At 63.1% G+C, this 25213-nt stretch carries 22 protein-coding genes, 4 pseudogenes and 1 riboswitch; of the genes and pseudogenes, 14 read left to right on the plus strand and 12 right to left on the minus strand.

Annotation, left to right across the window (positions count from 1 at the left end; genetic code table 11):
- Position 1: 1 nt before the first annotated feature.
- Together QN224_RS23015 and QN224_RS23020 are read right to left on the minus strand one after the other, a co-directional pair.
- Positions 2-3037: an AAA family ATPase gene (locus QN224_RS23015; protein ID WP_283978509.1), complete on the minus strand. Its 3036-nt coding sequence runs from the start codon at positions 3035-3037 to the stop codon at positions 2-4.
- Positions 3021-4403: a hypothetical protein gene (locus QN224_RS23020; RefSeq protein WP_283978510.1), complete on the minus strand. Its 1383-nt coding sequence runs from the start codon at positions 4401-4403 to the stop codon at positions 3021-3023. The genes QN224_RS23015 and QN224_RS23020 overlap by 17 nt, the downstream gene beginning before the upstream one ends.
- A gap of 405 nt (positions 4404-4808) precedes the next feature.
- Here QN224_RS23020 and QN224_RS23025 point away from each other — a divergent pair, with 405 nt between their 5' ends.
- Positions 4809-5519: a PAS domain-containing protein gene (locus QN224_RS23025; protein ID WP_269283941.1), complete on the plus strand. Its 711-nt coding sequence runs from the start codon at positions 4809-4811 to the stop codon at positions 5517-5519.
- A 238-nt stretch (positions 5520-5757) separates the two neighbouring features.
- On the opposite strand, the gene QN224_RS23030 is transcribed toward QN224_RS23025, so the two are convergent.
- Both QN224_RS23030 and QN224_RS23035 read right to left on the minus strand, forming a co-directional pair.
- A complete protein-coding gene (locus QN224_RS23030; RefSeq protein WP_283978511.1) occupies positions 5758-5976 on the minus strand; it encodes a hypothetical protein in 219 nt (72 codons plus the stop codon).
- 30 nt (positions 5977-6006) lie between these two features.
- Positions 6007-7926, minus strand: a complete 1920-nt coding sequence (locus tag QN224_RS23035) for a hypothetical protein (protein ID WP_283978512.1) — start codon at positions 7924-7926, stop codon at positions 6007-6009.
- Between the two features lie 296 nt (positions 7927-8222).
- Between QN224_RS23035 and QN224_RS23040 the strand changes: the two genes are divergently transcribed.
- The gene (locus QN224_RS23040; protein WP_336621122.1) at positions 8223-8681 is read left to right on the plus strand and encodes a GNAT family N-acetyltransferase; all 459 of its coding nucleotides are present in this window, start codon (positions 8223-8225) and stop codon (positions 8679-8681) included.
- Positions 8682-8705: 24 nt separating this feature from the next.
- Here QN224_RS23040 and QN224_RS23045 read toward each other — a convergent pair whose 3' ends face one another.
- Complete coding sequence (locus QN224_RS23045) at positions 8706-9215, minus strand: hemerythrin domain-containing protein (protein WP_283978513.1); 510 nt, start codon at positions 9213-9215, stop codon at positions 8706-8708.
- 191 nt (positions 9216-9406) lie between these two features.
- Here QN224_RS23045 and ccoN point away from each other — a divergent pair, with 191 nt between their 5' ends.
- The 4 genes and pseudogenes from ccoN to ccoP all read left to right on the plus strand — a co-directional run bounded on the left by ccoN (position 9407) and on the right by ccoP (position 12888).
- On the plus strand, positions 9407-11029 hold the full coding sequence (gene ccoN / locus QN224_RS23050) for a cytochrome-c oxidase, cbb3-type subunit I (protein WP_283978514.1): 1623 nt from the start codon (positions 9407-9409) through the stop codon (positions 11027-11029).
- Positions 11030-11041: 12 nt separating this feature from the next.
- On the plus strand, positions 11042-11773 hold the full coding sequence (gene ccoO, locus QN224_RS23055; RefSeq protein WP_283978515.1) for a cytochrome-c oxidase, cbb3-type subunit II: 732 nt from the start codon (positions 11042-11044) through the stop codon (positions 11771-11773).
- Between the two features lie 14 nt (positions 11774-11787).
- Positions 11788-11937: pseudogene (locus QN224_RS23060) on the plus strand (cbb3-type cytochrome c oxidase subunit 3); the annotation flags it as partial.
- Positions 11938-12024: 87 nt separating this feature from the next.
- Complete coding sequence (gene ccoP, locus QN224_RS23065; RefSeq protein ID WP_283978516.1) at positions 12025-12888, plus strand: cytochrome-c oxidase, cbb3-type subunit III; 864 nt, start codon at positions 12025-12027, stop codon at positions 12886-12888.
- Positions 12889-12929: 41 nt separating this feature from the next.
- On the opposite strand, the gene QN224_RS23070 is transcribed toward ccoP, so the two are convergent.
- Positions 12930-13226: a hypothetical protein gene (locus tag QN224_RS23070; RefSeq protein ID WP_269283921.1), complete on the minus strand. Its 297-nt coding sequence runs from the start codon at positions 13224-13226 to the stop codon at positions 12930-12932.
- An 11-nt stretch (positions 13227-13237) separates the two neighbouring features.
- Positions 13238-13528 (minus strand): hypothetical protein, encoded by a 291-nt coding sequence (locus tag QN224_RS23075; RefSeq protein WP_173512873.1) that lies wholly within the window; start codon positions 13526-13528, stop codon positions 13238-13240.
- Between the two features lie 324 nt (positions 13529-13852).
- Between QN224_RS23075 and QN224_RS23080 the strand changes: the two genes are divergently transcribed.
- The 5 genes from QN224_RS23080 (at position 13853) to QN224_RS23100 (ending at position 19906) form a co-directional block, all read left to right on the plus strand.
- Entirely contained in the window at positions 13853-15631 is a 1779-nt protein-coding gene (locus QN224_RS23080; protein WP_173512874.1) for an SLC13 family permease, read from the plus strand.
- A gap of 342 nt (positions 15632-15973) precedes the next feature.
- A riboswitch (cobalamin riboswitch) is annotated at positions 15974-16187 on the plus strand.
- Positions 16188-16294: 107 nt separating this feature from the next.
- The gene (locus QN224_RS23085) at positions 16295-16765 is read left to right on the plus strand and encodes a DUF1636 domain-containing protein (RefSeq protein ID WP_283978517.1); all 471 of its coding nucleotides are present in this window, start codon (positions 16295-16297) and stop codon (positions 16763-16765) included.
- A gap of 17 nt (positions 16766-16782) precedes the next feature.
- Positions 16783-17679, plus strand: coding sequence for an ABC transporter ATP-binding protein (locus QN224_RS23090; RefSeq protein WP_283978518.1), 897 nt, complete (start codon positions 16783-16785; stop codon positions 17677-17679).
- Positions 17676-18623: an ABC transporter substrate-binding protein gene (locus tag QN224_RS23095; RefSeq protein ID WP_283978519.1), complete on the plus strand. Its 948-nt coding sequence runs from the start codon at positions 17676-17678 to the stop codon at positions 18621-18623. The genes QN224_RS23090 and QN224_RS23095 overlap by 4 nt, the downstream gene beginning before the upstream one ends.
- A gap of 278 nt (positions 18624-18901) precedes the next feature.
- Positions 18902-19906, plus strand: a complete 1005-nt coding sequence (locus QN224_RS23100; protein ID WP_283978520.1) for an iron ABC transporter permease — start codon at positions 18902-18904, stop codon at positions 19904-19906.
- 79 nt (positions 19907-19985) lie between these two features.
- Here the strand turns inward: QN224_RS23100 and QN224_RS23105 are convergent, their stop codons facing one another.
- A complete protein-coding gene (locus QN224_RS23105; protein WP_283978521.1) occupies positions 19986-20543 on the minus strand; it encodes an alpha/beta hydrolase in 558 nt (185 codons plus the stop codon).
- Between the two features lie 110 nt (positions 20544-20653).
- On the opposite strand from QN224_RS23105, the gene QN224_RS23110 reads away from it, so the two are divergent.
- The 3 genes from QN224_RS23110 to QN224_RS23120 all read left to right on the plus strand — a co-directional run bounded on the left by QN224_RS23110 (position 20654) and on the right by QN224_RS23120 (position 22284).
- A complete protein-coding gene (locus QN224_RS23110; RefSeq protein ID WP_173512880.1) occupies positions 20654-21127 on the plus strand; it encodes an Lrp/AsnC family transcriptional regulator in 474 nt (157 codons plus the stop codon).
- 78 nt (positions 21128-21205) lie between these two features.
- Positions 21206-21766 carry a DUF924 family protein gene (locus QN224_RS23115; RefSeq protein WP_283978536.1) on the plus strand — a complete coding sequence of 187 codons (561 nt, stop codon included), beginning with the start codon at positions 21206-21208 and terminating at the stop codon, positions 21764-21766.
- Between the two features lie 50 nt (positions 21767-21816).
- On the plus strand, positions 21817-22284 hold the full coding sequence (locus tag QN224_RS23120) for a GFA family protein (protein WP_283978522.1): 468 nt from the start codon (positions 21817-21819) through the stop codon (positions 22282-22284).
- A 238-nt stretch (positions 22285-22522) separates the two neighbouring features.
- Here QN224_RS23120 and QN224_RS34075 read toward each other — a convergent pair.
- The 4 genes and pseudogenes from QN224_RS34075 to QN224_RS23135 all read right to left on the minus strand — a co-directional run.
- Positions 22523-22651: pseudogene (locus tag QN224_RS34075) on the minus strand (ClpX C4-type zinc finger protein); the annotation flags it as partial.
- A gap of 220 nt (positions 22652-22871) precedes the next feature.
- Positions 22872-23405: an STAS domain-containing protein gene (locus QN224_RS34080; RefSeq protein ID WP_369292612.1), complete on the minus strand. Its 534-nt coding sequence runs from the start codon at positions 23403-23405 to the stop codon at positions 22872-22874.
- 36 nt (positions 23406-23441) lie between these two features.
- Positions 23442-24676 (minus strand): annotated as a pseudogene (locus QN224_RS34085) (SulP family inorganic anion transporter); the annotation flags it as partial.
- Positions 24568-25213 (minus strand): annotated as a pseudogene (locus QN224_RS23135) (HlyD family secretion protein); the annotation flags it as partial. The pseudogenes QN224_RS34085 and QN224_RS23135, both read right to left, overlap by 109 nt.

Here is a 25213-nt window from a genome sequence, read left to right on the forward strand (position 1 = left end):
GCTAGCCCATCCAAAGCGCCGCCTTGTTGCGTGCCGCGCGTTCACGCGCGATCTGCATGGCAGCGGCTGCGCCACCGGAGTCGCCGGCTGCGGCCAAGAGCACCGCCCGCGACTTCGCCAGCAGCGGCTCGAACTGGGCCTCGCCAAAACGCGCCACCCTTTCATCGTGCCGGTCCAGCAGCGCGCGTGCTTCGTCGAGCCGCCCGACGGCCACATAGGCGTCGGAAAGCAGGCTTGCGAAATAGGCCTGCCAGTTCGCGAAGCCGGTCATCGCCCAAAGGGCGGAGCCTTCCTCCATCTGGTGGATACCGGTATCGATCGCGCCCCGTTTCGCCTTCGCCCAGCCTTGGCAGATCATCGACATGGCGACCATTTCTGGAAAGCCCTGACGGCCGGCGAATTCGATGCCTTCTTCGCTGTAACGGGATGCCGTCGGCACATCGTCGCGCAGCATGGCGGTTACGAAGTTGGCGAGCAGTGCGAAACCGTAAACGTGCGGCCGCTTGACCAGCTTTGCAAGTTCGAGCGCCGCCTTTGCATGCTTCGCACCCTCGGCGGTCTTCCCCATGACGGTATGCGTCAGGCCGAGATAGAACCGCCCGAAGACGCCGAATTCCTTGAGGAAGCGCATGTAGAACTCGCGGTGTAGCGCGGGATCATAGCGCGCGACGGTGGCGCTCAGGTGTTCGAGCGCAGCCGGATTATCGCCGCGATGCCAGGCGACGAGGCCGCGCATCGTATGGGCGGCGAGGTAGGCCGCATCCGATGGTTCCGCGTCCAATATCGCGAAAATCTCGTCGTTTACCCGGTCCGCCTCGGCGAGCCTGCCACACGCCCAGTCATGCAAGGCCGTGTTATAGATGACGGGAACCAAGTTGTCGGGTTTGTTCTGACGGCGCAGCAATTCCAGCGCACGCGCCTGGGCGGCGCCAAAGGCGGGGTTGCCCGGGCCGCGGGTCACCATGAGCGTCGGACCTTCGATCGCCCGCAGCCGCAGTTCAACGTCGTCGCGTTCGTCGCCTGCCGGCAATAGCTCCGTCGCCGCCAGACCACGGGTGATATGCGCCAGCGCCTCCGCCGCGCTTCCTTCTCCGGCCGCCGCCATCGCGGCCGTCAAGCGCCATTCGGCCGACTCCCTGTTGCGTCCGGCGGCAAGCAGGTGATCGGCCAGTACCTCGGCGGTGATCCGGCGCCCACCCTTGTCCGCGAGCATGGCGTCGGCCACGAGGCCGTGCAGCCGGCGTCGCTCGGCCGTGCTCAGCGATCCGTATACCGCATCCTGCACCAGGGCATGTTTGAAGATCGCCGCCGGCTGGCTTCCGGATGCCGTTCCCCTATGAGCGATATCGGCGGCTTCGAGCGTGGCGAGCGCCTTGTCGAAGGTGGTCCGGCCGAGTGCCGACAGGGAGCGGACCAGTTGAAGGTCGAAGACGCGCCCGACCGTGGCCCCGATCCTCGCGACCTTCTGGGCATGGGGATTGAGCCGGTCGAGCTTGTTCTGCACGAGCCCGCCAAGAGTCATGGGAACGTCGCGCCGCACCTTCTGACCTTCGCCCTTTTCTCGCCCGCCGAGGTTTTCCGCAAGCATGGAGGCGTATTCCTCGACGAAGAGCGGGACGCCATCGGATTTTTCGACGATGACATGCAGCGTTTCCTCGTCCATGCCGGCAGCAAGGCCGGTCGCCTTAGCGAGTTCGACGGACTGTGCATCGCTCAGCCGCTCCAATTGCACGACTTCGCCCAGTGCACTCAGCCGTCCCGCAAACGGGCCCTCCGGCCGGGTCGTGGTCAGCACGGTGCAGGCATGGTCAGCGGCGTTCCTGACCAGATTTTCGAGGAATTCCGCAGAGGTGGGGTCGATCCAGTGCACGTCCTCGAAAACCAGCAACAGCGGGTGCCCGGGCACGGCCGTGCTGAACACCTTCTTGGACAAGATCTGGAAGGCCATGCGCCTCTTGAGGAGAATGCCGATATCGGCATTCGCTTCCTGCTCCGGGCCGCTCGACGCAACCACGTCCATCAGCACCGCGGTTTGTTCCTCGTCCGTCTGCCAGGCCGATTGGAAAAGCCGCCGAAGCTTGTCGCGCCGGACGTCCCGCGCATCGTCGGCATTCACGCCGGACACCCAGTCGAGATAGTCCTTGACGGGATGAAGCGATGAAAACTGGTGGGCGGGCGAGCATTGCAGAGACAGAAAGCGAGCGCTTTCCATCGCTCGATCGCGCCGCAACACGTCGATCAGTCGCGACTTGCCGATACCGGGTTCGCCGACGAGAACCGCGGCTCCACCCGACCCGCCGGCGGCGCGCGCCATCAATTTGCGCAACAGTGCGAGCTCTCGGTCGCGGCCGACGAGCGGGGTGCGGCGCTCGCCGCGCAACGCCTCGAAACGGCTGAGGCCCTTGCGCCGTCGCGGCCGCAGCCTGAAGACGACCTCCGGCTGCTCGAACCCCTTCAGATCTTGCGGACCGAGATCCTCGAAATCGAATGCCTTTCCCGCCAGCTTGCGTGTCGCGGCGCAGACGACCGCCGTATTCGCCGAGGCGAGCGTCTGCAGTCGTGCCGCCTTGTTCAGACAGGCGCCGACGACGTTCTCGCCGTAGTAGTCGCCCGGTTTCTGATGAATGATGACACGCCCGGTCGCAATGCCGATCCGCGCCGCAAGCCGGGCACCCGCCAGCTTGCGGTTGAGCTGCTCAAGGTTCTGAAGGATCGTCCAAGCGGCCTGCACGGCCCGCAGCGGATCATCCTCCGTGCCGCGCGGATAGCCGAAGTAGCTGATGACGCCATCGCCCAGATAGTTCGCCACCGTCCCGTCCTGCGTCCGCGTCGCCTCCGTGCAGAGGTTGTGATAGATGCGCAGCAGGTCGCTGAATGCCTCCGGCCCGTGTTCCTCCAGGAGCGCGGTCGAGCCAACGAGATCGGCGAACATCACGGTCAGTTGCCGGTGCTGCGAGGGCATGTCGGAGGGCTCCGCCGGTCCCTGTGCGATCAGCGCGCCGAGCCGGTCGCCCGGGTGCCTAGTGGACGTCGACATGTTCTTGAACGAAGACGTCGTTGCCGGCGGCGGCGTCGAAGGCACTGAGGGCAAACATGATCAGCATGTCGTAGTCGAGCGCGACCGCATCCTCATTGTCGTTCTGCGGTTTTGACCCCGGTCTGTTCTGGAACCAGCGCGCCCACATCTCCGAGCCGGGCGGATACATCGGGAAAAGCGTTCCTTCGCGCGGAAAGGCCTTGTTCGGAGAAGGATACAGGTTTGCGACGAAGGGAAACTGCGCGGTGCCGTGGCAGCTGAGACAGGAGGAGGCCCGCTGCATCGGGACCCGGCTGCCGTCGGTCAGAAGCACGTTGTGGCGTTCCGAGACGTCGATCGGACCGGAAAGCCGGCCGCCCCAGCCGAGCGAAGAGAGCGCATAGGCGGGCGCCTTCTGATTGATCCATGTCTCTTGCAGGGGGCCGCCTTTCGGGTCAGTGCCGTTCGGTTCACGTGCGAAAGCCGGGTCGTTGCCCCACATGGCGCCAAGCGGCACCAGCTTGTCCCAGGCAGTCGCGCCCGGGGCATCCTTGTCATAGACGTAGGTGACGAAGACCCAGCCGGTCTGCGGGGAGGCGACCGTGTCCTTCACGATGATATCGAATTGCAGCACCCGGAGCGGCACGACCACGGCCTTGGCGTTGGTGTAGGGATCGTAGTCCGGCCCCTGGAGCGACTCGACGGTCGGACGATAGACATTCCAGATGCCGGAGCCCTCGACGACGGGCCATTGCTCCGGCGTCGGGGTCACCGCCGCCGCCTTGACCACCATCCCGCCCTCCGGGAACGACACCGCCGTTCGATTTGGCCTGAACGGATCGGCCCAGAGTTTCTTCAGCATCGTGGCGGAGAGGGCATCGTAATAGATGACCGTATGGTTCTGCATATTGACCGTCAGGCCAGAGTCCTGGAACGTCCCTTGAGTGATTATCTGTCCGGAAAACGAGCCGAGGATGGCTTCCTGCCCGCTCTCCGGATCGACGACGCCGTTAGGGCCAGCGGTGCCGGCGCCCTGCCAGATCATTCCATACCAGCCATTCGCGGCCGGATCCCAGGTGTCCGGCGCATCGATCATCGCCCGCATGTTCGGCTCGACGAAGGCCTTGAGCTTGGCAACATAGTCGCCGGCATTTTCGATGTTCAGCGGCATGCGTGGCGCAACCGCGAACCACTTGTTGCCGGCTGTTTCCGGATAGTTGTAGTTCAAGCTGCGGTAAGGGCCGCTCCATTCGCTCGCCGTCGGATAGAGACCGTTGTTCGAGGCGTAAGGGTCCGTTGCGGATGCCGGCAGGGACCATAGGGCCGCCGGGAGAAATATCGCTAGCGCCGAAATCCGAATGCCAAGCCGATAAAGTCCCCGCATCATGCGTGCCCCCTCGATCCGGATATAATCCCGAATTGCAATGTATCACGGAAGATCAGGGGCGCCAGCAGCGATCTTCAACCGGAGGAGTTAGCCCGAGATTATCGCTGTGCGCTCTCGATTCTGGCTGCCGGCTCGCTACTCGGCTGCCCTTTTGCGTGTCCCCGAGTCGCTCATTGCCATGATCCGAAAATGCTTGAAGCGCGCGCTTTCTCGCTGTTGAACGATGCCGCAATGAGTGTAAACTCATCGTTGTGGTATGGGGGCTGCTGCAAGCGCTGTGGGTGACAGGCGCATTGCAGTTTTGGGATCGAGGGGAAATCATCAAAACCCGGATATCGTCTGCGACATTACCGTCTGGCTTGAAGTGCATCGACGCGGCATTGCCGTGGGGAATGGGGATTCGAATTGAACGCACTGATTGAACTGTTCTGGTTCAAATATTCGCAGTTGCAGTATGCCGTGAGCGTGGCTGACGAACACCTGATCGGCATTCTGGATCGTGAGCTTGATCCTATCCTGAGCGCGGTTTACGACGAGAAGGCCGCGAGCGTGGAAGACGCCCGGCTGCAGTTTCAGTTCCTGGTCGACATCCTGCGCGCCGAGGCGGACGACATGTCCTGCGTGCTGCGCCATTCGCACCTGCTTCAATCGCTGATCGATCGTTATTTCGCGGCGACGGGGGTGGCGAACCTCGCCGGTCTCGACCTCGACCGTCGGGCAATATTGCCGAGCAAGGGGCGCGCCGACGAGGGATTGCTCAACGAGGCGATTCTCGACTGCTTTCCCGACCGGATCGCCGTCATCACGCCGGACTACCGCTATCTCTATACCAATCCCTTGAATGCGAATCATCTCGAAAGCAGGCCGATTGATCTCATCGGCCGGCACATCGTCGAGTTCATCGGCCTCCAGCGCTTCGAGCAACGCGTGAAGGCCCATCTTGACCGCTGCTTCGGCGGCGAAGTCGTCGACTACACCTTTGCCAAGACCGTCGATGCACGGACGGTGGTGGTTCGCTGCCGCATGACGCCATGCCTGTCGAGCAACGGCAAGCTGATCGGCGCGATCCTGGTCATACAGGAGCATGCCGACCGACGCAGGGCAATTGCGGCCTGAGCGCTAAGGGTAGGGGCCGTAGCGCGCCGATGTCGGCGTCGTGCTTCCGGGAAATCGATAATCCGCGCTGAGAGAAACGCAACGCGGCGCGGTCGATGATGATCGACTTCGATCCTGAGCCGCAGCGCCGTCGATCAATGGCGCTGCTGCAAGGCACAGCGAGGCAGTCGTTGACGGCGTGATCACCGGCTGCGATATCTGCGCTGTCGGATTTCAAGGGCCGTACTGGGTTTACAGGCTAGCCATCATAGTGACCTGAAAATGCGGCCTCGGCTGACCTGACGACCACCGCAATGTCCACGCCCTTCGCCACGATTGTGCCGCTTGCGCGAAGGTCGGTCACTGTCTTGAGCCCCCCTGCCTTGGGCGGATCGAGAGGCACTACGCTCCCGGCATCCAGATCGACCACCCAGAGACCTTCTTCACCCGCTATGCTAATGACGATAACTCTAGCCATTGCTTTATTTCCCCGGTTGCAGATTTGCGGTTAAAATCCTGCCTTCTTTAGTCCTTCACGGTAGAGATCCTTGTGCCATTGCTCCTTACTCGGAACGGCGGCCAGCCACTGGTCGACGTCGAAAGCCGGATTGGCTTCGCGAACTCTGCGCACAAAAAAACGCGCCTTATCCATGTGATCCAGCATCGCCCAATTGGCGGCTGAAAGCCTGTCCGCCAAGCTGGGATCTTCCATCTGGCTGATATAATCCAGCGACGCCTCGAAGTGGCTGAGAGCGTAGTTGGCTCCCGCAGCGGTCCAAAGATAAGCGTCCGGGCTGAGAGGGTTCAACTCGATCGCGCGCTCAATCTTCTGCAAGGCCATGGCAGGGCGCGAACAATGGACCAACGTATCCGCGTAGTCGGCGATGACATCCGCGTAGTGCGGACCAAGCGTCTCTGCCAATTCCATCGCTTCAGCGCTTTCATCGAATGCACCCTGCAACAATTTGGCAACGCCAAATTCGCGATAGCCATCGGCTAGGTCCGCGCGCGCTCCCATGGCCTGCGCTGCGAAAGTCTCCGCCGTCTTCAAAAGATCGATATCGCCTCGTGCCGTTAACAACCACTCCTTTGAGTAGGTTCGGGCCATGGCGCTCAGCGCCGGCGCGAAATCAGGACTTGCTTGCAGCGCGGCTTTCATCTCCTTGCGCGCACGTCGCAAGTTTGGAAGCGTGAGTCGATTAAGGTGCGGTCTGCCGACAAGATATCGATGGTAGGCAATCGGGTTCAGCTCAAGATAGGAGCGTGTCGTTTCATGCCGCTCGATCTCACTGGAAACAGAAAGTGCGATGCGTCGCGAAATCACTCTTCGATCGCGAACGAGGTCAAGATGACCGAGGCCGAATCTCTCCGCCCAGGTAATCTCGCTATCGGGAAGGAAGATTAGCTGGGCGAATAACGTCACTTCGCCGCCCAGGCTGCTGATCCGGGTGTCGAGAACGTAGGTGACCGAATGGTGCTCGAAGAACGCAACCTGGTCCTCCATATCGTGGCCAATTCGAACGGCCGAATGGGGGGCGATAACCTGGAGGCTGTTGAGGGCACAAAATCCGATCGTAATATCTTCGATCAACGATGCGGCGACGAGGCCAGCGTCGGGACGGCTGGATTGATTGGTCGGAGGCAGCAACACAAGGCGAGGAATTTCTGCTTTGATGCCGGATATGCCGGCATCAGATGAGTGCGCTCGTACCTTGGCGGGGATCTTTGCCGATTTCTTGTCGATGGCAGCGCTAAGAGCATCGATGCCCCGCGAAATTGAACTGCTTCTCTGCTCAAAAAACCGTCGCAGCTCCTCAACGTCTCTTTCCGCGCCAAATATTTTCACGAGGAACTGGAGCGTATCCGGATCCGCGGGTTCGGCTCGGAAGAGGAGGATAGCCGCATCCTTGACGACTTCAGATTCGGCTTGGGTGCGGGCCAAAGGTGCCGCTCGTTCCAGCGAATCTTTGAGAAGGCCCTTGTGCTGATTTCTGCGTTCCGCAAGCCAGCTGTCAAAATCGGAGCTGTGGCAGTCAACCTTCCCGATGAAAGACTGCTTCAGTAGGTCTGTGAGGCGCATGAGCCGAGCAACAGGCTCTGCCACACCCTCTTTGTCAATCGACAGGAGATCGGAGGACAGAGACCCCCGATCAACGTAAATCATGGTTTCCGTGAAGGAAAGGAACTGCGCTCCGAGTTCATCTTGGCGAGTCTTTATTCTCGAAACGGTCTTACGCAAGTTCGAAAGCGAAACCGCCTTGTCCTCGTTGCTCCACAAGAACGCAGCCAACTCCTGTCGATACGCGGAACCATTTGAGGTTGTGAGCAAGTAAACGAGAATCAGCAATCCCTTTTCGGGGAAAGCAACGTGGTTGCTTTCCGAGTCGACGAGCCTCAAACCTCCAAAGGTCTGCAGAAAGAAAGCCATTTTGTCCTTCACGACGCGACCCGATGCAGAAGATGTGCCCAGGGCCGGAGGAAAGCTGCCGACTATGTATCAGCGGCAGTTTGTTCCAACTGTGCATTAATTTCAACAACCGCGTTCATTTCTTGGAACGCTATCGCTAGGGTAGATTTCAGCAGCAAATTGCGCGACGATTTCGAGATGTTTGCGACTCTTGCCCATCACGGAAGCTGAGCACGATTGACTGCAGGCGGCGGAGTCCGCCGGTTCGAAACGCTCACATCGCCGGTGTTCGAGAGACATACTGTGGAAGGTCATTGATGAAATCTGAACGCATGTCTTTTTTGATCACCCAGATGAACGAGGCAGACCTCGAAGCGGCAGCAACCATCATTTCTCGCGCATACGCCGCGCCTCCTTGGAATGAGGACTGGTCAGTCGAAGCCGCAACTGAGCGTGTCTCGCAGCTCTTGGCAGCGCCCAGGCGAATAGCGTTAGCGGCTTGGGATGCAGATAATCTCGTTGGAATTACAATCGGCACACGGCATCGACACTATGCGGGCCAGTTGCTGTACCTGGAGGAGGTTGCGGTGCTTCCAGGTGCGCAGGGTGCCGGTGTCGGAACGGCACTGCTCGGCGCCATCGTCGAGGCGGCAAAAGCGGCGGGGTGTCACAAAGTATGGCTGGTATCGCAACACTCGGGCAGAGTATCCGAGTTCTACCGCCGGAACGGATTCGTCTCCAGCGACAAACTCGATATCTACTCCAAAGTGGCTTAACTCCAGCAGGCTGGTTGCGGGAAATTAGCAGGGCGTTTTGCCTGAACGCCGGACAAGCATGCTGCGAAGGCACTCCTGCTCGAAGCTGATGTGGCGGCGCACATTGGTGAAGAAGCCGCGCAGCATGTAGCCGGCGGTCTCGGCATTGACGGTCCTGTCCGCCGCGCCAAGGCGACCGAGCATTTCGGTCAGTTCCTCGGCGAAACACTCGTCTTCGCAATGCTCGTATTTCAGGCGCTCAAGCACGGCATGCACCGACGTGTCGTCCGGGAAGCGCTGCTCGATCCAGGCAAAGACCAGCCTTTCCTCGCCGGCATGAAGATCCCTGATCATCGGTCCGATCATCTTTGCGGCATAGGCGCAGGTCCCACGGTTGATCTCATCCGGCAGGCTGTCGGCAATGGCTTCCAAGCTGTCGCAGAGCGCGAGCTGGTCCTGATGGGCGCCGGCCAACCAGCTCAGCGGCTCAACCGGCGACCCTGTAAAAGCCGAGGGAAGTGTCCCTAACGTTCGGCCGTTGATTTTTGCTCTCATGCGCTCCGGCCCTTCCCACCATCGCTTCACGTGCCGCCTCCATGTTCGCAACATGTGTCGATGGGTGAGCGCGGGCCTTGATCTGAATCAAGGTTGCCGGCGCGCGATTCTGACAGATCAGGGCAGGTTGCGGCGGCATGCGTCGTTCAGTGCGCCGTCGTCAGCGATTTGAGAAAGTTGGGGACCCAACCATGAAATACACATTCGAGATGATCGTGCTCGGGGTCGGCGCCTTCCTGGCGCTGGTTGGGGCCGGCTTCGCTCAAGATCGCCTTTTCGGGGCGCATATGTGGGTGCTGTTCTTCGTGCTGCTCGGCGGCACGATCCTGTTGCTGCAGCGGATCGAGTTCCGCCCGGCGGTCGCGGGTGCGGCGGCACCCCCGCGGTCGGAATATTTCGACGAGGTCGTGAAATACGGCGTCATCGCCACGGTATTCTGGGGCGTCGTCGGCTTCCTGGTCGGCGTTATCGCGGCCCTACAGCTTGCCTTCCCGGACCTCAATGTCGAGCCCTGGTTCAATTTCGGGCGCGTCCGGCCACTGCACACCTCCGCCGTCATCTTCGCCTTCGGTGGCAACGCGCTGATCGCAACTTCGTTCTACGTCGTCCAGCGCACCAGCCGCGCACGCCTCTTCGGCGGCAATCTCGGCTGGTTCGTATTCTGGGGCTATCAGCTCTTCATCGTGCTGGCGGCAACGGGCTACCTGCTCGGCATCACCCAGAGCCGCGAATATGCCGAGCCTGAATGGTATGTCGACCTCTGGCTGACGATCGTCTGGGTCGCCTACCTCGTTGCGTTCCTCGGCACGATCCTGGTGCGCAAGGAGCCGCATATCTATGTGGCGAACTGGTTCTATCTCGCCTTCATCGTCACCATCGCCATGCTGCACATCGTCAACAATCTGGCGGTGCCGGTCTCCTTCTTCGGTTCGAAGAGCTACTCGGCCTTCTCGGGTGTTCAGGACGCGCTGACGCAATGGTGGTACGGCCATAACGCCGTCGGCTTCTTCCTGACGGCCGGCTTCCTGGCGATGATGTATTACTTCATCCCCAAGCAGGTGAACCGCCCCGTCTACTCCTACCGGCTGTCGATCATCCACTTCTGGGCGCTGATCTTCATGTACATCTGGGCGGGTCCGCACCATCTCCATTATACGGCGCTGCCAGACTGGGCGCAGACCCTTGGCATGGTCTTCTCCGTCATGCTCTGGATGCCCTCCTGGGGCGGCATGATCAACGGCCTGATGACGCTTTCGGGCGCCTGGGACAAGGTCCGCACCGATCCCATCGTCCGCATGATGGTCATGTCCGTGGCCTTCTACGGCATGGCGACCTTCGAAGGGCCGATGATGTCGATCAAGACGGTCAACTCGCTCAGCCACTATACCGACTGGACCATCGGCCACGTGCATTCCGGCGCGCTCGGCTGGAACGGGCTCATCACCTTCGGCGCGATCTATTATCTCGTCCCGAAGCTCTGGAACCGCGAGCGGCTTTACAGCATGCGCATGGTCAACTGGCACTTCTGGCTCGCCACCCTCGGCATCGTCGTCTACGCCGCCGTCATGTGGGTCGCCGGCATCCAGCAGGGGCTGATGTGGCGTGAATACGACGACCAGGGCTTCCTCGTCTATTCCTTCGCGGAATCAGTCGCGGCCATGTTCCCCTACTATGTGCTGCGTGCCGTCGGCGGCGGCCTGTTCCTCGCCGGGGCGCTGCTCATGGCCTTCAATGTAACAATGACCATCCTCGGACGCGTGCGCGACGAAGCCCCGATCCTCGGTGCGACGCCGCTGCCGCAGCCTGCGGAATAGGAGGACAGACCGATGTCCATTCTCGACAAACACGCCACCCTCGAACGAAATGCCACGCTCCTCCTGGTCGGCTCGCTGCTCGTCGTCTCGATCGGCGGCATCGTGGAAATCGCGCCGCTCTTCTATCTCGAAAACACCATCGAGAAGGTCGAAGGCATGCGACCCTATTCGCCGCTGGAGCTTGCCGGACGCGACATCTATGTCCGCGAAGGCTGCTATGTCTGCCACAGCCAGATGATCCGGCCGTTCCGCGACGAGGTCGAGCGCTACGGGCACTACTCGCTGGCGGCGGAGTCGATGTACGACCATCCGTTCCAATGGGGCTCGAAGCGCACAGGGCCGGACCTTGCCCGCGTCGGCGACCGCTACTCCAACGAATGGCACGTCCAGCACATGATCGAGCCGCGCTCGGTCGTGCCGGAATCGGTGATGCCGAGCTACGCCTTCCTCAAGGAAACGCCGCTCGAGGTGACGAACGTCGCGATGAACCTCAAGGCCAACAGGGCCGTCGGCGTCCCCTACACGGACGAGATGATCGATAACGCGGCTCAGGACCTCAAGGCGCAGGCCGATGCCAACGCCGACACCGCCGGTGTCGAGGAGCGTTACCCGAAAGCCAAGCTCGGCGATTTCGACGGCGATCCGCAAAAGCTGACGGAGATGGATGCACTCATCGCCTATCTCCAGATGCTCGGCACGCTCGTCGACTTCTCCACCTATGACGACACCACCGGCTATCGCTGAGGAGGGAAACCGACATGGAAACCTACACGCTCATGCGCCACTTCGCCGACAGCTGGGGCCTCGTCGCCATGGTGCTCTTCTTCCTCGGTGTCGTCGTTTTCATCTTCCGGCCGGGCGCCAGGAATGCCGCCCATCAGGCCGCCTTTATCCCCTTCGATCACGATGTGATCGGCTCTGAGAAGTCAGAACGGCATGCGGGCGGAAAACCGCTGCACACTTTTCCTCATGCCGCTCGTAAGGAGGATTGATCCATGGCGGATAAACACATTGACGAGATCAGCGGCGTCGAGACCACCGGTCATGAGTGGGACGGCATTCGCGAGCTCAACAACCCGATGCCGCGTTGGTGGGTCTACAGCTTCTACGCCACGATCATCTGGGCAATAGGCTACGCAATCGCGTACCCCTCGTGGCCGATGCTGACGGACGCGACCAAAGGCGTGCTCGGCTATTCGAGCCGCTCCGAGGTCAGCGTCGAGCTTGCCAATGCCAAGGCGGCGCAGGCCGGCAACCTGGAGCGGATCGCTTCGAGTTCGCTCGATGAGATCATTGCCGATCCGCAACTGCAGCAGTTCGCCGTTTCCGCCGGTGCTTCCGCCTTCAAGGTGAACTGTGCGCAGTGTCATGGCTCCGGTGCGGCGGGCGGGAAAGGCTTCCCGAACCTGAACGACGACGATTGGCTCTGGGGCGGCAAGCCCGACGAGATCTACCAGACGATCGCGCACGGCATCCGCCATGCCAGCGACGGCGAGACCCGCGTCTCCGAGATGCCGTCCTTCGCGGAGATGCTGGAGCCCGAGCAGTTGAAGCAGACGGCGGCCTTTGTCGTGAGCCTTACCGGGACGCCGTCGAATCCGGCGCTGGTCGAGCCCGGCAAGCAGCTCTTCGCGGACAACTGTGCTTCGTGCCACGGCGAGGATGCGAAAGGCAGCCGCGAGATGGGCGCGCCTGACCTTGCCGACGCCATCTGGCTGAATGGCGAGGGCGAGCAGGCGATCATCAACCAGATGAAGGCGCCGAAACACGGCGTCATGCCGGCATGGCTGCCTCGCATCGGCGACACCACGGTCAAGCAACTCGCGGTCTTCGTTCACTCGCTCGGCGGCGGGGAATAGCGGCCACCGCGGGGCGCCGCCGTCCGAAACCGAACCGAACATCAATCGTCCATATCGCCGAAAATATCATAGTCGATGCGACGGCCAACGAGTCGCAACGAGCGATCCGGTTCGATCACATAGGTTTCGTAGACCCGGTGGCCGAAATTGTCGAAGAACTGGTGCGGCACGATGCTGCCGACCGGCGCCTTGGTCAGCCTCGTGCGCGGCTGGCCGCCATAGGTTATGCTGCCGGGAATGGGCTCGAGATAGCGCCCGTAGCCGACCGACGGCGGCGGCGTGGCCGTGCAGGCGCCAAGCAGCAGGGCGGCAAGGAGGGCGGGCGAGGCATGTTTCATGGCGATCCATCCTATCGGTCGCTGGGGAGGTCATAGTCGATGCGGCGACTTATCAATTGCAGCGAACGGTCCGGCTCTATGACATAGGTTTCGGAGACCTGACGGCCGAATTTGTCCCGAAACCGGTGCGGCACGATGCTGCCGACTGGCGCCTTGGTCAGCTTCGTGCGCGGCTGCCCGCCATAGGTTATGCTGCCGGGAATGGGCTCGAGATTGCGCGAGTAGCCGATCGACGGCGGGGCGGTGGAGGCGCAGGCGGCGAGCAGAAAACCCAGGCAAATGGCGGGCAGGGCGATCTTCATGACGGTTTTCCTTGGCTCCGGCGATTGCGCCCCTCTCCATTGCGCGAGCGGCCCGTTGATACACGCTAGACTGGCTGCATATCTTATTCCTTCTTCAACAACGATCAAAGGAACCAACGAGTCTCGGTGCAGTTTCCTGGTGACGTTTGGTGCTTCGATGCGAATTCTGTTGCATCCGGTGGCCGCTTTGAAGGATGTAAGGAGCCGGACTCGCCGGAGGGCCACGGTCGCACGAACTCCTGTTCGCGCGTTTCGTTGCGGCTGCCTGCGTAGGCCGCTTTTTGGAAGGCCATCGCCCGACCCGCGTTGCTTCAGGTACTGCCCATGACCGCCGAACAATCGCTCTCGTTTCTCGTCATCGGCACCATGATGGCCTTTTTCATCTGGGACCGCTTCCGCTACGACATTGTCGCGTGTTCGGCGCTGATGCTCTCGGTCGCGGTCGGCATCGTGCCCTTCGACCATGCCTTCGACGGCTTCAGCGACGATATCGTCATCATCGTCGGCAGCGCGCTCATCGTCAGTGCGGGTGTTGCGCGCTCCGGCGTTGTGGACGCGGCAATCCAACGCTTCCTGCCGGACCTGACCTCGGTGAGGGCGCAACTCGCGCTTCTCGTCGTCACCGTCACGGTGCTTTCCGCCTTCATCAAGAATATCGGGGCGCTGGCGATCATGATCCCGGTCGCCTTCCAGTTCGCGCGCCGGTCGAATGTGCAGCCTTCGGTGTTCCTGATGCCGATGGCCTTCGGTTCGCTGATCGGCGGGCTGATGACGCAGATCGGCACCTCGCCCAACGTGGTCGTTTCGCGGATGCGGCAGGATCTGACCGGCGAAAGCTTCACGATGTTTGATTTCACCCCCGTCGGCGCATCGCTGGCGGCGGTCGGCGCGGTGTTCCTGCTTTTCGCCTACAGGCTGGTGCCGGAGCGCAAGAGCCAGCACGTTTCCGTCAACCAGGCGATCGAAATCACGGACTACACGTCCGAAGCGATCGTCCCGGCCGGTTCGCCTGGGATTGGCAAGCCGCTCGGAAACCTGGTCAAGCTCGGCGACGGCGGCGCCGTCGTCATCGCCATCTTCCGGCGCGGCACACATCTGGCACCGCTGCCCGATATCAAGGTCGAGGCCGACGATATCCTGCTGCTCGAAGGCGGGCCGGCGGCGCTCGACCGCATCGTTTCCCAGGCGAAGCTCAGGATTTCCGGCGACCGCTCGCCGGCAGCCAGCAACGGCAAGGCGCCGGCCGACATCGAGGCGGTCGAGGCGGTGATCGCCAGCGGCTCGCCGCTCGTCGGCATGACGGCGCAGCGGCTGGCACTCTTCAACAATCACAACATCAATCTCCTGGCCGTCAGCCGCCAGGGCGAGCGGCTGAAGCAGCGTCTCGGCAGCATCCGGCTGCAGGCCGGCGACATCGTCGTCTTGCAGGGGACGCGGCGCGATCTGCCGCCCTTCCTGCAGGATTTCGGCTGCCTGCCGCTTGCCCAGCGCGAAATCCTGCTCGGCACAATCCGCCGCGCGACGGTGCCGCTGCTCGTGCTCGCCGCAGCCATGGGGGCGACCGCGATCGGCGTCGTGCCGGTACCGGTCGCGTTTTTCGCGGCGGCGCTGGCCATGGTGGTCTTCCGCGTGATACCGTTGCGCGACGTCTACCGCGCAGTCGACGGGCCGATCCTCGTCATGCTGGCGGCTCTGATCCCGGTCAGCGACACGCTGCGCACCACCGGCGGCTCGGACCTTATAGCCGGCTGGCTGAGCGGCGTTGCCTCGGGCCTCCCGCCCGCGGGCGCGCTTGCCCTCATCCTCATCGCAGCGATGGCCGTCACGCCGTTCCTCAACAATGCCGCGACCGTGCTCGTCATGGCGCCGATCGCCGCGAGTTTCGCCGCGGCGCTCGAATACCGGCCGGATGCCTTCCTGATGGCGGTGGCAATCGGCGCGGGCTCGGATTTCCTGACCCCGATCGGCCACCAGTGCAACACGCTGGTCATGGGTCCCGGCGGCTACCGCTTTAGCGACTATCCGCGCCTCGGCCTGCCTCTTTCCATCGTCATCGTGCTCGTTGCCGTGCCGATGCTGTTATGGGTCTGGCCGCTGAGATAGACCCGGTGGTTCATCGCGTCGTCGCCTGATCCTTCAGATAGTCCCTGTACCAGTCGGCGATCTCGCCGCCGGTCGCGAGCCACACATCCCGGCGCCAGGTGATGTGGCCTCCAGCCGCTGCCTGTCGCCCAAACGTCGTGTCTTCGTGGACTTCTTCGCCGGAAATCTGTTTTCGGCGTGAGACGTTCGCTCCGGTTCACGCGCCATCGTCACATTTGCGAGAGTCCGTACCTTGTCAGATGTAATGTTATTTAATAACAATGCATGGCTTCGCAACGAGACGCCCCCATGTTGATATCTCCCTGCCTCCTTCATCCACCGGTTGCTTGCCACCGCGATTCATGTCACCAAGGGCGCGATGGTGCTGCTTCCGTGACCCGGAAGCGGCTGAAAAGGGAACACGGTGAGGACGACCCAGGAGGGGCCGAAACCGTGGCTGCCCCCGCAACTGTGAGCGGAAAGCGCATTCACACCATGTCACTGGCGACGAGCCGGGAAGACGTGGATGCGCGGCGACCCGCGAGCCAGGAGACCTGCCATCGAACCGATCAACCACAACGGACGGGGTGTTCCGATGGAAAAGAACTGGCTTCTGCTTGGCGGGCTACCGTCTTCTTGCATTTTCGCCACTTTCTCTCCGGCCCAGCCCGGCGGGAAAGAGCCATGGCGAAATCAGACTTCCGACAGCACAAGATAACCCTTTGCACCGATTGCCGCTTCACCGGAGGGCCGTGCCGGCCCGGCGCCGAGTTGCTCGCGCAGTTGAACCGCAGCGTCTGCGCTCTCGGCAGACCGCTCGACCAGGATTTCGCGATCGCCGGCACCGTCGCGATGACCGCCTGCACACGGCCTTGCACCATCGCCTTCCAGGCGACCGGCAAAGCGACCTACCTCTTCGGCGACATTTCGCCGGAGGAAAACATCGATGATCTCGTGAGCTTCGCCGCCGCTTTTGCCAAGGCGCAAGGCAGCGTCTTGCCCTCGGCCGGGCGTGACGGCCAGTCGGAGCAGGACGCGCACGGAGAGTCGTTTCCCGCTTTTCCGCATCCGGGCTTCGGCCCGGACGACGGGGGCCTTTCCCGCATTCCGGCAGCGCTGCTCGTCTCCGAGGAAACCGCAGGGCGGTTCCAATGAGCGGAGAGGGCACTTTCATGAGCTGTGACAAGTTCAATGGGCCGCGGGACGCGGGCGGACAACCGCTTCACGCCTTTCCTAATCCCGCCGCGGGCGCCAGCCTCCGCGTCGAAGGGCTGGAATGGGGCCCGCGCGCTGGTCTCCGCCTCGTCCGCAACATCAGCTTTTCCGTCGCGCCGGGCAGCCGGTTGGCGATCATCGGTCCGAACGGCGCCGGCAAGACCTCGCTGTTGCGCTGCCTCTACCGCGCGGTCGAGCCGATCGCTGGCCGCGTCGAGATCGACGGCGTGAGCCTCTGGGCGATGACCGCGCGCGAGGCGGCAAGGACGATCGCCGTGGTGCTGCAGGAAATGCCCGGCGATTTCCCCTTCAGCGTGCGCGACGTCGTGATGATGGGACGGATCCCGCGTCGCGAGGGAATCAGCGGCTGGAGCGATCGCGATCGCGAGCGGGTCGCGCATGCGCTCGAGCATCTCGACCTTGCCCATCTGGCGCGACGGCAGTTCGCCACGCTTTCGGGCGGCGAAAAGCAGCGGGTGCTGATTGCCCGCGCTCTTGCCCAGGAACCGAAGATCATCATCCTCGACGAGCCGACCAACCATTTAGACATCCGCCACCAGCTCGAAATCCTCGATCTCCTGCAGACGCTGAAGCTGACGATCGTCACGACGCTGCACGACATTAATCTCGCGGCCGAGTTCGCGACCGATGTTGCGATCCTGACGGAGGGGCGGCTTGCCGCCTTCGGACCGCCGGAGACGGTGCTGCAGCCTTCGGCGCTCTCGGCCGCCTTCGGTGTCCACGCGACGGCGCATGGCGATGCCGCCGGCTGCTCCCGATTTTCCTTCACGCTCGCGCCGCCCGCAGCGCCTGCCGTCGCGCGAGCTTCCAGTTCCACAGGAGCCACCCGATGAACAGACTTCTTTTTGCGGCCGGCCTGTTTGCTCTTGCCGCGGCGCCCGCGCTTGCCCATCCCGTCACCGTCAAGAGCTGCAACCGCGAGGTCACCTTCGATGCCACGCCTCGACGCGCGATCTCCAACGACGTCAATCTCACCGAGATGATGCTGGCGCTCAAATTGCAGGACCGCATGGTTGGCTATACGGGCGTGTCCGGCTGGAAGACGCTGAACGAAAGCTTGCGCGAGGGTGTCAAGGCGCTGCCGGAGCTTGCGGAAAAATACCCGACCAAGGAGGTGCTGCTCAACGCCGATGCCGACTTTTACTTCGCCGGCTGGAACTATGGCATGAAGATTGGCGGCGAGGTGACGCCGGAGACGTTGTCGCCCTTCGGCATCAAGGTGTACGAGCTCACCGAGAGCTGCATCCACATCATGGCCAAGGGCAAGCCGACGATGGAGGACGTGTTCATCGATCTCCTGAACCTCGGCCGCATCTTCGGCGTCGAGGAGAGGGCGGAAGCGCTGGCAGCGGGCTACCGTCGTGAACTGGCCGACATCACCGGCAAGATCACGGGCGCCGAGCGACCGGTGCGCGTCTTCGTCTACGATTCCGGCGAGGAAAAGCCCTTCACTTCCGGCCGTTACGGCATTCCGACCGCGATGATCGAGGCGGCCGGCGGGGTCAACATCGTTGATGATGTCGAGAAGAGCTGGACGGAAATCTCCTGGGAGCCGGTGATCGACCGCAATCCGGAGGTGATCGTGATCGTCGACTACGGCGAGGTGAGCGCCGAGCAGAAGATCGCCTTCATGAAGAACAATCCGGCCTTCAGGAATGTGGACGCCGTAAAGAACGACCGCTTCGTCGTGCTCGACTATGTCGAGGCGACGCCAGGGCCGCGCAACGTCGAGGCGATCCGGCGGCTGGCGAAGAGTTTTCACCCAGAAGTGATGTGAGTGACCGTGACGTCCGGAAAGGGCTTGCGTCAGCTTTCCGCGCCTGCTGTCGCACGTTCGGCGGCATCGCGGCGCTGGCGGAAGGCGCGATGGCTCACGCCAGAACCTCACTTCCGTGCTCGACACAGGAATTCGGCAGCCCCCGCCGTCGGCGGCGTGCAAGAGCGGCTGCTTATCACCGGGACCGGATGAAGAAGGCTCTGCAACCCAATGATTCCCAATAATGATGCCGCGGCATCTGGCCCTCAAGTCCGAGAAACCCGGAGGCTGCAACCGACGTGAGATCCGCGCTTTTCTTCCTCGCAGCAGCGCTGTTGTTCTGTCTGACGGTCACCGCTGGCGTTTCGCTCGGCTCGGCGCCGATCCCGTTTGCGACCGTCTGGTCGATCATTGCCGCGAAGATCGCGCCGGGCAGCGTCGAGGTCCTGTGGTCGGCTGGCCGCGAGAGCATCGTCTGGGACGTGCGCTTGCCGCGCGTGGTGCTCGCCGCGCTCGTCGGGGCGGGCCTTGCGGTGACAGGCGCCGTGCTGCAATCGGTGACGCGCAACCCGCTGGCCGATCCGCATCTCCTCGGCGTCTCGGCCGGCGGGGCGCTCGGCGCGATCGTCGCGCTGCTCCACACCGGCCTTGTCCTTGGCCTTGCGACGGTGCCGTTCTTCGCCTTCACCGGCGCGCTCGGCGCCACTGCGCTGGTGGCGCTCGTCAGCCGCGTGCTCGGCACGGGCGCCGACCGCCTCGTGCTTTCCGGCGTCGCGGTCGCATTTACTCTGACGGCGGCCGGCAATCTCCTGATTTTCCTCGGCGATCCGCGTGCCGTTCACACCGTGATCTTCTGGATGCTCGGCGGTCTCGGCCTCGCGCAGTGGCCGCATCTCGTCTATCCGGCGCTGGCGCTCGCCGTCTGCCTCGGCTGGCTCACCATCCGGGCGCGCGAGATCAACGCGCTCGCCATGGGCGACGAGACGGCGATGACGCTCGGCATTCCGGTGCGCCGCTTTCGCCTGATGCTCTTCGTCATCACCGCGCTTCTCACCGGCGTCATGGTGGCGTTCTCCGGCGCGATCGGCTTCGTCGGGCTGATGATCCCGCATTTCGTTCGTCTCTTCGCCGGCAGCGACAATGTCCGCGTCATCCCGCTTTCGGCCTTTGCCGGCGCTCTGACGCTGATACTCGCCGACCTCATCGCCCGCGTCGTCATGGCGCCCGAGGACATGCCGATCGGCATCGTCACCGGCCTTGCCGGCGGCATCGCCTTCATCGGCATTCTCAAGCGTCGGGGGTGAGCCACGTTCTGCCGTCACGTGTCGTCACGGGGCGCTCCGTTCGGTAACGTGACTGCACGGTTTGCCTTGGCGGCCCTCGTTAGGCTTGGAGGCCCGCCACAGGCACGCATTCGGCCGCAAATGCCATCAGCAAGTTCAAACCTTCCGGCCAGCGGCCAAGACCGCTCTCCCCATTGATGTGACCGCAGGCGCCGATTTCAACGAACTGGCTTTGCCATTGGCGGGCACGGGCTTGTGCATACGCCAGGGTGCCGTAGGGGTCGTCAGCACTGGCGACGATGATGGAGGGAAAACGAAGTGCGGCCGTCGGTGGGTCGGCGAAGCCCTTCGCTTCGCTCGGAAATGCCGCCGCTTGCGGATTCGGGACCGCCACAAGGAACGCGCCGGCGACCGGCAGGACGGAAGCCTGTTGCCAGTGTGCGACGAGAAGGCATGCGAGGCTGTGCGCTACGAGCACGGGAGGCGTGGGCGCCTCGGCGACCGACCGCTCCAGCGCGGAAATCCAGTCCGTCAGGTCCGGGCTGTCCCAGTTCGTCGGCCGAAACCGGCGCATTCTCCGGTCTTCGTTCTCCCAGCGCGTCTGCCAGTGGGCATCGCCCGAGCCGCCGATCCCCGGCAGAATGATGAAGGTGGTCATGGGGTCTCCTGTCGTTTCCAAGACCGGGAGAGGATGACGGCTTTCATTTTCGCCTGGAATGCAGAACTATCGGAAAACGTCTCCGACATCCGATGAATTAAAGGCCAGACATGACATTGGTGGAAAATCATCGCACACTTGACCCGACCGACATCGCCATCCTCGAAGCGCTGCAGGACGATGGCCGCATCGCGATCTCGGAACTGGGGCGCCGGGTGGGGCTCTCGCAGCCGGCGACGTCGGAACGTGTCAAGCGGCTGGAGGAGCGCGGCTTCATCGTCGGGTATGGCGCGCGGGTCGACCCGGCCGCGCTCGGACTGGGCATGATGGCCGTCATCCGGCTGCGCACCACGCACGAGAACATCCGGCCCTGTCTCAAGCAGTTCGCCGAGATGCCGCATATCGTGGAGGTGCTGCGGCTGACCGGGGAGGATTGCTTTCTGCTGAAGGTGCTGGTTCCATCGCCCGGAGAGCTTGAGACGATTGTCGACGCGATCGCCAGATTCGGGGCGGTGACGACGTCGCTGGTCTTGCGCGCGGAGCCCCCGAAATCCATCGGCCGGGCTCTGCTTAAGCGGCGATGAACCGACGGCGTTGCGATCGGCGGTGGAAACGGCATGATCGCCCTCTATCTGATGGCCGGAAGTCACGAGAGGCAAGGAATGGCTGACGAGATCGAGATCTGCACGCCGGAAGAGGTCCTTAAGTTCTGGTTCACGGAGCTTTCCTATGAGCAATGGTTCACGCCGAGTGAGGAACTCGACCGGCATTGCGTGCAGCGCTTCCAGGCCTCGCATCTGGCGCTTTCGAGAAAGCTCGACGACATCTGGCGCGAGACGCCCCGCAACTGGCTCGCCGCCATCATCCTGTTCGACCAGCTGCCGCGCAACATGTATCGCGGCTCGCCACTCGCCTTCGCCACCGATTGCCTGGCGCTGCGCGAGGCGAATCTCGCCATCGGCGCGAGCGCCGATCTGGCGGTGTCCAAGGAATTGCGCGCCTTCTTCTACATGCCGTTCGAGCATTCGGAAAACCTGGCTGACCAGACGATGGCGGTAAAACTTTTCACCGAACTCGGCGATGCGGACTATCTCGACTATGCCATCCGCCATCGCCAGGTGATCGAGCAGTTCGGTCGGTTCCCGCACCGCAACGCCATCCTGGGCCGGACCTCGACACCGGCCGAGGAGGCTTATCTGGCCGAGCCTGGAGCGGGGTTTTGATAGGCCGGGCGGTGAGCCAACACCGACGACGGACACCGAAGGAGAAAAGCATGACCGAAAGCAACTTGCTCTGGGAGGGGGGATGCCGCTGCGGCGGAGTGAGATTCAAGGTCAGCGCTCCGCCGCTCCTGACAATGGCCTGCCATTGCACCGGCTGTCAGCGGATGACCGCCAGCGCCTTCTCGCTGAGCGCCGCGATCCCGAGCGAGGGGTTTTCTGTCACGAAGGGCGAGCCGGTGATCGGCGGCCTGCATGGCGCGAGCCGGCACTATTTCTGTCCGCACTGCATGAGCTGGATGTTCACGTGGCCCGAGGGTATGGACTGGTTCGTCAATCTCCGCGCGACGATGCTCGACGACCCGAGCTGGTTCTCGCCCTTCGTCGAAACCTGGACCAGCGAGAAACTGCCCTGGGCGACAACGCCCGCCGTCCACAGCTACGAGGCGCTGCCGCCGTTCGAAGCCTATGAGGGGCTGGTCGCGGAATATCGCAGGCAGGCCGGATATCCGGCGGCGTGAGGCGCCGGGCGGCTATGCTTTAGGAAAACCGTTCCCAGGCCGCTTGCCGCGATATGCCCAGCGCCTGGCCGATATGGGCCCAGCTCACGCGTCGCGACCGCAAGGTTTCCACGACGGATTGGAGCTGGTTGCTCTTGCCTTCGACCGTTTCCTCTATCGGCTTCAGCAGAGAAAGCAGCCTTTCCGTCGGCGCCTCCTCCAGCGGCGCGCGGGCCGGCCGCTCGGACGTTCCGGTGAGCATGTAGTCGTTGCAGGTCGCAACGCACTCGTCGCAGATGAAGATGCGGCCGTGGCCAGCCACCAGCTTGTCGACCTCGTGGCTCGGCCGCAGGCAGAACGAGCAATAATAGGTTTCCGACTGCGGCAGGGCCTCCGTCGACGCGCGAGATTCCGAGACTTTCGGTTCAGCGCTCATCGTTGCCTCCTCCTGTCAGGAATATCTTGACGGTCAAGGTATTCCTGACGCCACGCGGCGTCAAGCGCGCCGGTCCGTTCCTGCGATTGTCACCGGGCCTCGATCATTGAACTGCAATTCCGGATGGAGGACAGCTTACACACTTTTCCTCTCTGCGGCGGTCGCCTTGCGATCAGCCGCTTCGAAAGCGTCCAGCGCATCCTCGAGATCCTCGAAGACCATCTTCGGGACCGATCTTCGCGATCACGCCGGCCCGCTCGAGGATTTCGCGGGCCTCGAAATGCAGCTCGGCGATCGCAAGCGCGATGCCGCGCTTGCCGAGATCGTCATGAACCTCCTCGAGCATCGCGGCCGCCGAGATGTCGATCTGGGCGATCGCGCTCGCATCCATCACGAACCACCGGGTATCGGCCGGCAGCTCGTTAGTGACGGTGCGCAGGCGTGCCCGGACGTAATCGGTGTTGAAGAAAAGCAGGCTGCCCTGGACCATGTAGACGGTGAAGCCGGGCACCGGGCGGGCGGCGGGAACGCGATGCAGCTTGTAGAAGCCGTCACGGCCGGAAACGCGGCCGAGCAAGGCGTCACGCGGAAACATGGTCTTGCGCAAAATGTAGACCAGCGTCGCGGCGATGGCAGTAACCACGCCCTCCAGGACACCGAAGCTGATCGGCCCGAACAATGCGATCAGCGCGAAGATGAACTCCATGCGGCTGATGCGCCAGATCGCCCTCAGGGCGGAAAGATCGATCAGGCTGAGGGCGGTCGCCACCAGCACCGCACCGAGCGTGGGGATCGGCAGGATGCGCAGGATGTCGCCAAAGAACAGGAGGATCGCCATCAGTGCCGCCGCTGCAACGATGCTCGCGATCTGCGACCGGCCTCCGACGGTGAAGTTCACCGCGGTGCGCGAGTCCGAGGCGGTGACGGGAAAGGCGCCGAAGAGGCCGGCGGCAATGTTCGCCGCTGCGAAACCTTCGAGTTCACGGTTCGGATCGACCACGTAGCCGCCCCTGGTTCCGAAGCTGCGGGCGGCGATGATGCCGGAGCCGAAGCTCACCAGAAAGATGGCCCCGGCGCCAAGCAGGAGCGACTGGAGGTGGAGGCCCGCGACCGACGGCAGCGTCAAGGACGGCAACGCGCGGGGGATTTCGCCGACGACCGCGATGCCCTGTCCTTCGAATCGAACAGGGCCGACAGCAGCACCGAGAGCACGACGACCAGGACTGGCCCGGGAATGCGCGAATGCACGATGCGCGCCGCCTGCAGGAGCGCGAACGACACGGTCGCCAGTATGAGGGACGGCCAGTGGATCGATCCGGCCTTGCCGACAAGTTCGAGGATAGGAGTGATCAGGCCCTCGGCCTCGATATCGATGCCGGTGATGCGATCGATCTGGCCGATCAGGATCGAAAGCGAGATGCCGGCGAAAAAGCCGATCAGGATCGGGCGCGACAGGAAGGTCGCGAGCACACCGAGCCGGACCGCGCGCGCGATCAGGCACAGGGCGCCGACGGCGAGCGCCAGCAGTGCCGCCACGGCGACCCGGTCCTCAGCCACCCCCGGCGCGGCATAGACGGTGGTGAGCACTGCTGCCAGCACCGTCATGGTCGGGGCGTCCGGCCCAACGATCAGCCGCCGCGACGGGCCGAAGAGCGCATAGGCGATGAGCGGCGTGATGCTGGCGTAGAGGCCGGCTTCCGGCGGAAGGCCGGCGATCGCCGGATAGGCGATGGCGCTCGGCAAACCCACGGCAGCGATCGCCAGGCCTGCGGAGATGTCGCCGCTCAGCCAACTCGCCTTGTAGCCGCGAAGATTCGCAAGCAGCGGCAGGCGAGGGGGAGTGAACCGCAATGCCGGTCGCCTCCGTATCAATGGCCGCTGAGGACAAGGGTCTGGACGGGAAGCAGCAGCGCCTGGAGTCTCAGGATCGCCGCATGCACCAGCCCGACCGCATCGACCATATGCAGGTACAGCCACCGCAGCGTGCCGATGTTCCCCGACTCCAGCTCGTCGTGATTGCTGGTATAGGCATTGGCGATGCAGCTGCTTCCCGGCGGGATGCCGGCAAGCTGGCCCGCATAGAGCGGCTCCAGATAGGTCGTCAGCGTGCCGGGACGTGCCAATTGCTGGGCGTCGACGAGCAGATCCGTCGGCCGATACTGGCCGGCGGCGATGACGTCCTGTACTTGCGTGACCACCATCGGGATGATGGTGAAGGGCTTGCCGATGCAGGTCGCCTCGGCGATCATCCCGGCCCTCATCACCTGCGCCTCTATCTGGCCGAAACCGGCGACAAGCGCCACGCGCCCGGCCTGTTCGGGCACGAGGACGCCAGCGGTGCGGATCATCGGATTGACGATGTCGCCGGGCCGAAGGGTAAATTGCTGCACGGTACCGGCGACGCCGGCGCGCACCGTCGTCTTGTCCAAGTCCACCTGAGCCTGGGCGAGTGCCGCCTCGGCGCTTGCCTTCTGCGCCGGCAGGAGCGAGGAGATCTTCGTCTCCAGCGTCTGC

The sequence above is a fragment of the Sinorhizobium sp. 7-81 genome (assembly GCF_030124405.1).
Classification (GTDB): Bacteria; Pseudomonadota; Alphaproteobacteria; order Rhizobiales; family Rhizobiaceae; genus Sinorhizobium; species Sinorhizobium psoraleae.

Bases quoted from the DNA above. Each gene is read 5' to 3' on its own strand.
- QN224_RS23015 (WP_283978509.1), bottom strand. From the start codon at position 3,037: ATGTCGACGTCCACTAGGCACCCGGGCGACCGGCTCGGCGCGCTGATC.
- QN224_RS23020 (WP_283978510.1), bottom strand. From the start codon at position 4,403: ATGATGCGGGGACTTTATCGGCTTGGCATTCGGATTTCGGCGCTAGCG.
- QN224_RS23030 (WP_283978511.1), bottom strand. From the start codon at position 5,976: ATGGCTAGAGTTATCGTCATTAGCATAGCGGGTGAAGAAGGTCTCTGG.
- QN224_RS23035 (WP_283978512.1), bottom strand. From the start codon at position 7,926: ATGGCTTTCTTTCTGCAGACCTTTGGAGGTTTGAGGCTCGTCGACTCG.
- QN224_RS23040 (WP_336621122.1), top strand. From the start codon at position 8,223: ATGAAATCTGAACGCATGTCTTTTTTGATCACCCAGATGAACGAGGCA.
- QN224_RS23045 (WP_283978513.1), bottom strand. From the start codon at position 9,215: ATGAGAGCAAAAATCAACGGCCGAACGTTAGGGACACTTCCCTCGGCT.
- ccoN (WP_283978514.1), top strand. From the start codon at position 9,407: ATGAAATACACATTCGAGATGATCGTGCTCGGGGTCGGCGCCTTCCTG.
- ccoO (WP_283978515.1), top strand. From the start codon at position 11,042: ATGTCCATTCTCGACAAACACGCCACCCTCGAACGAAATGCCACGCTC.
- ccoP (WP_283978516.1), top strand. From the start codon at position 12,025: ATGGCGGATAAACACATTGACGAGATCAGCGGCGTCGAGACCACCGGT.
- QN224_RS23070 (WP_269283921.1), bottom strand. From the start codon at position 13,226: ATGAAACATGCCTCGCCCGCCCTCCTTGCCGCCCTGCTGCTTGGCGCC.
- QN224_RS23075 (WP_173512873.1), bottom strand. From the start codon at position 13,528: ATGAAGATCGCCCTGCCCGCCATTTGCCTGGGTTTTCTGCTCGCCGCC.
- QN224_RS23080 (WP_173512874.1), top strand. From the start codon at position 13,853: ATGACCGCCGAACAATCGCTCTCGTTTCTCGTCATCGGCACCATGATG.
- QN224_RS23085 (WP_283978517.1), top strand. From the start codon at position 16,295: ATGGCGAAATCAGACTTCCGACAGCACAAGATAACCCTTTGCACCGAT.
- QN224_RS23090 (WP_283978518.1), top strand. From the start codon at position 16,783: ATGAGCTGTGACAAGTTCAATGGGCCGCGGGACGCGGGCGGACAACCG.
- QN224_RS23095 (WP_283978519.1), top strand. From the start codon at position 17,676: ATGAACAGACTTCTTTTTGCGGCCGGCCTGTTTGCTCTTGCCGCGGCG.
- QN224_RS23105 (WP_283978521.1), bottom strand. From the start codon at position 20,543: ATGACCACCTTCATCATTCTGCCGGGGATCGGCGGCTCGGGCGATGCC.
- QN224_RS23110 (WP_173512880.1), top strand. From the start codon at position 20,654: ATGACATTGGTGGAAAATCATCGCACACTTGACCCGACCGACATCGCC.
- QN224_RS23115 (WP_283978536.1), top strand. From the start codon at position 21,206: ATGGCTGACGAGATCGAGATCTGCACGCCGGAAGAGGTCCTTAAGTTC.
- QN224_RS23120 (WP_283978522.1), top strand. From the start codon at position 21,817: ATGACCGAAAGCAACTTGCTCTGGGAGGGGGGATGCCGCTGCGGCGGA.
- QN224_RS34080 (WP_369292612.1), bottom strand. From the start codon at position 23,405: ATGGAGTTCATCTTCGCGCTGATCGCATTGTTCGGGCCGATCAGCTTC.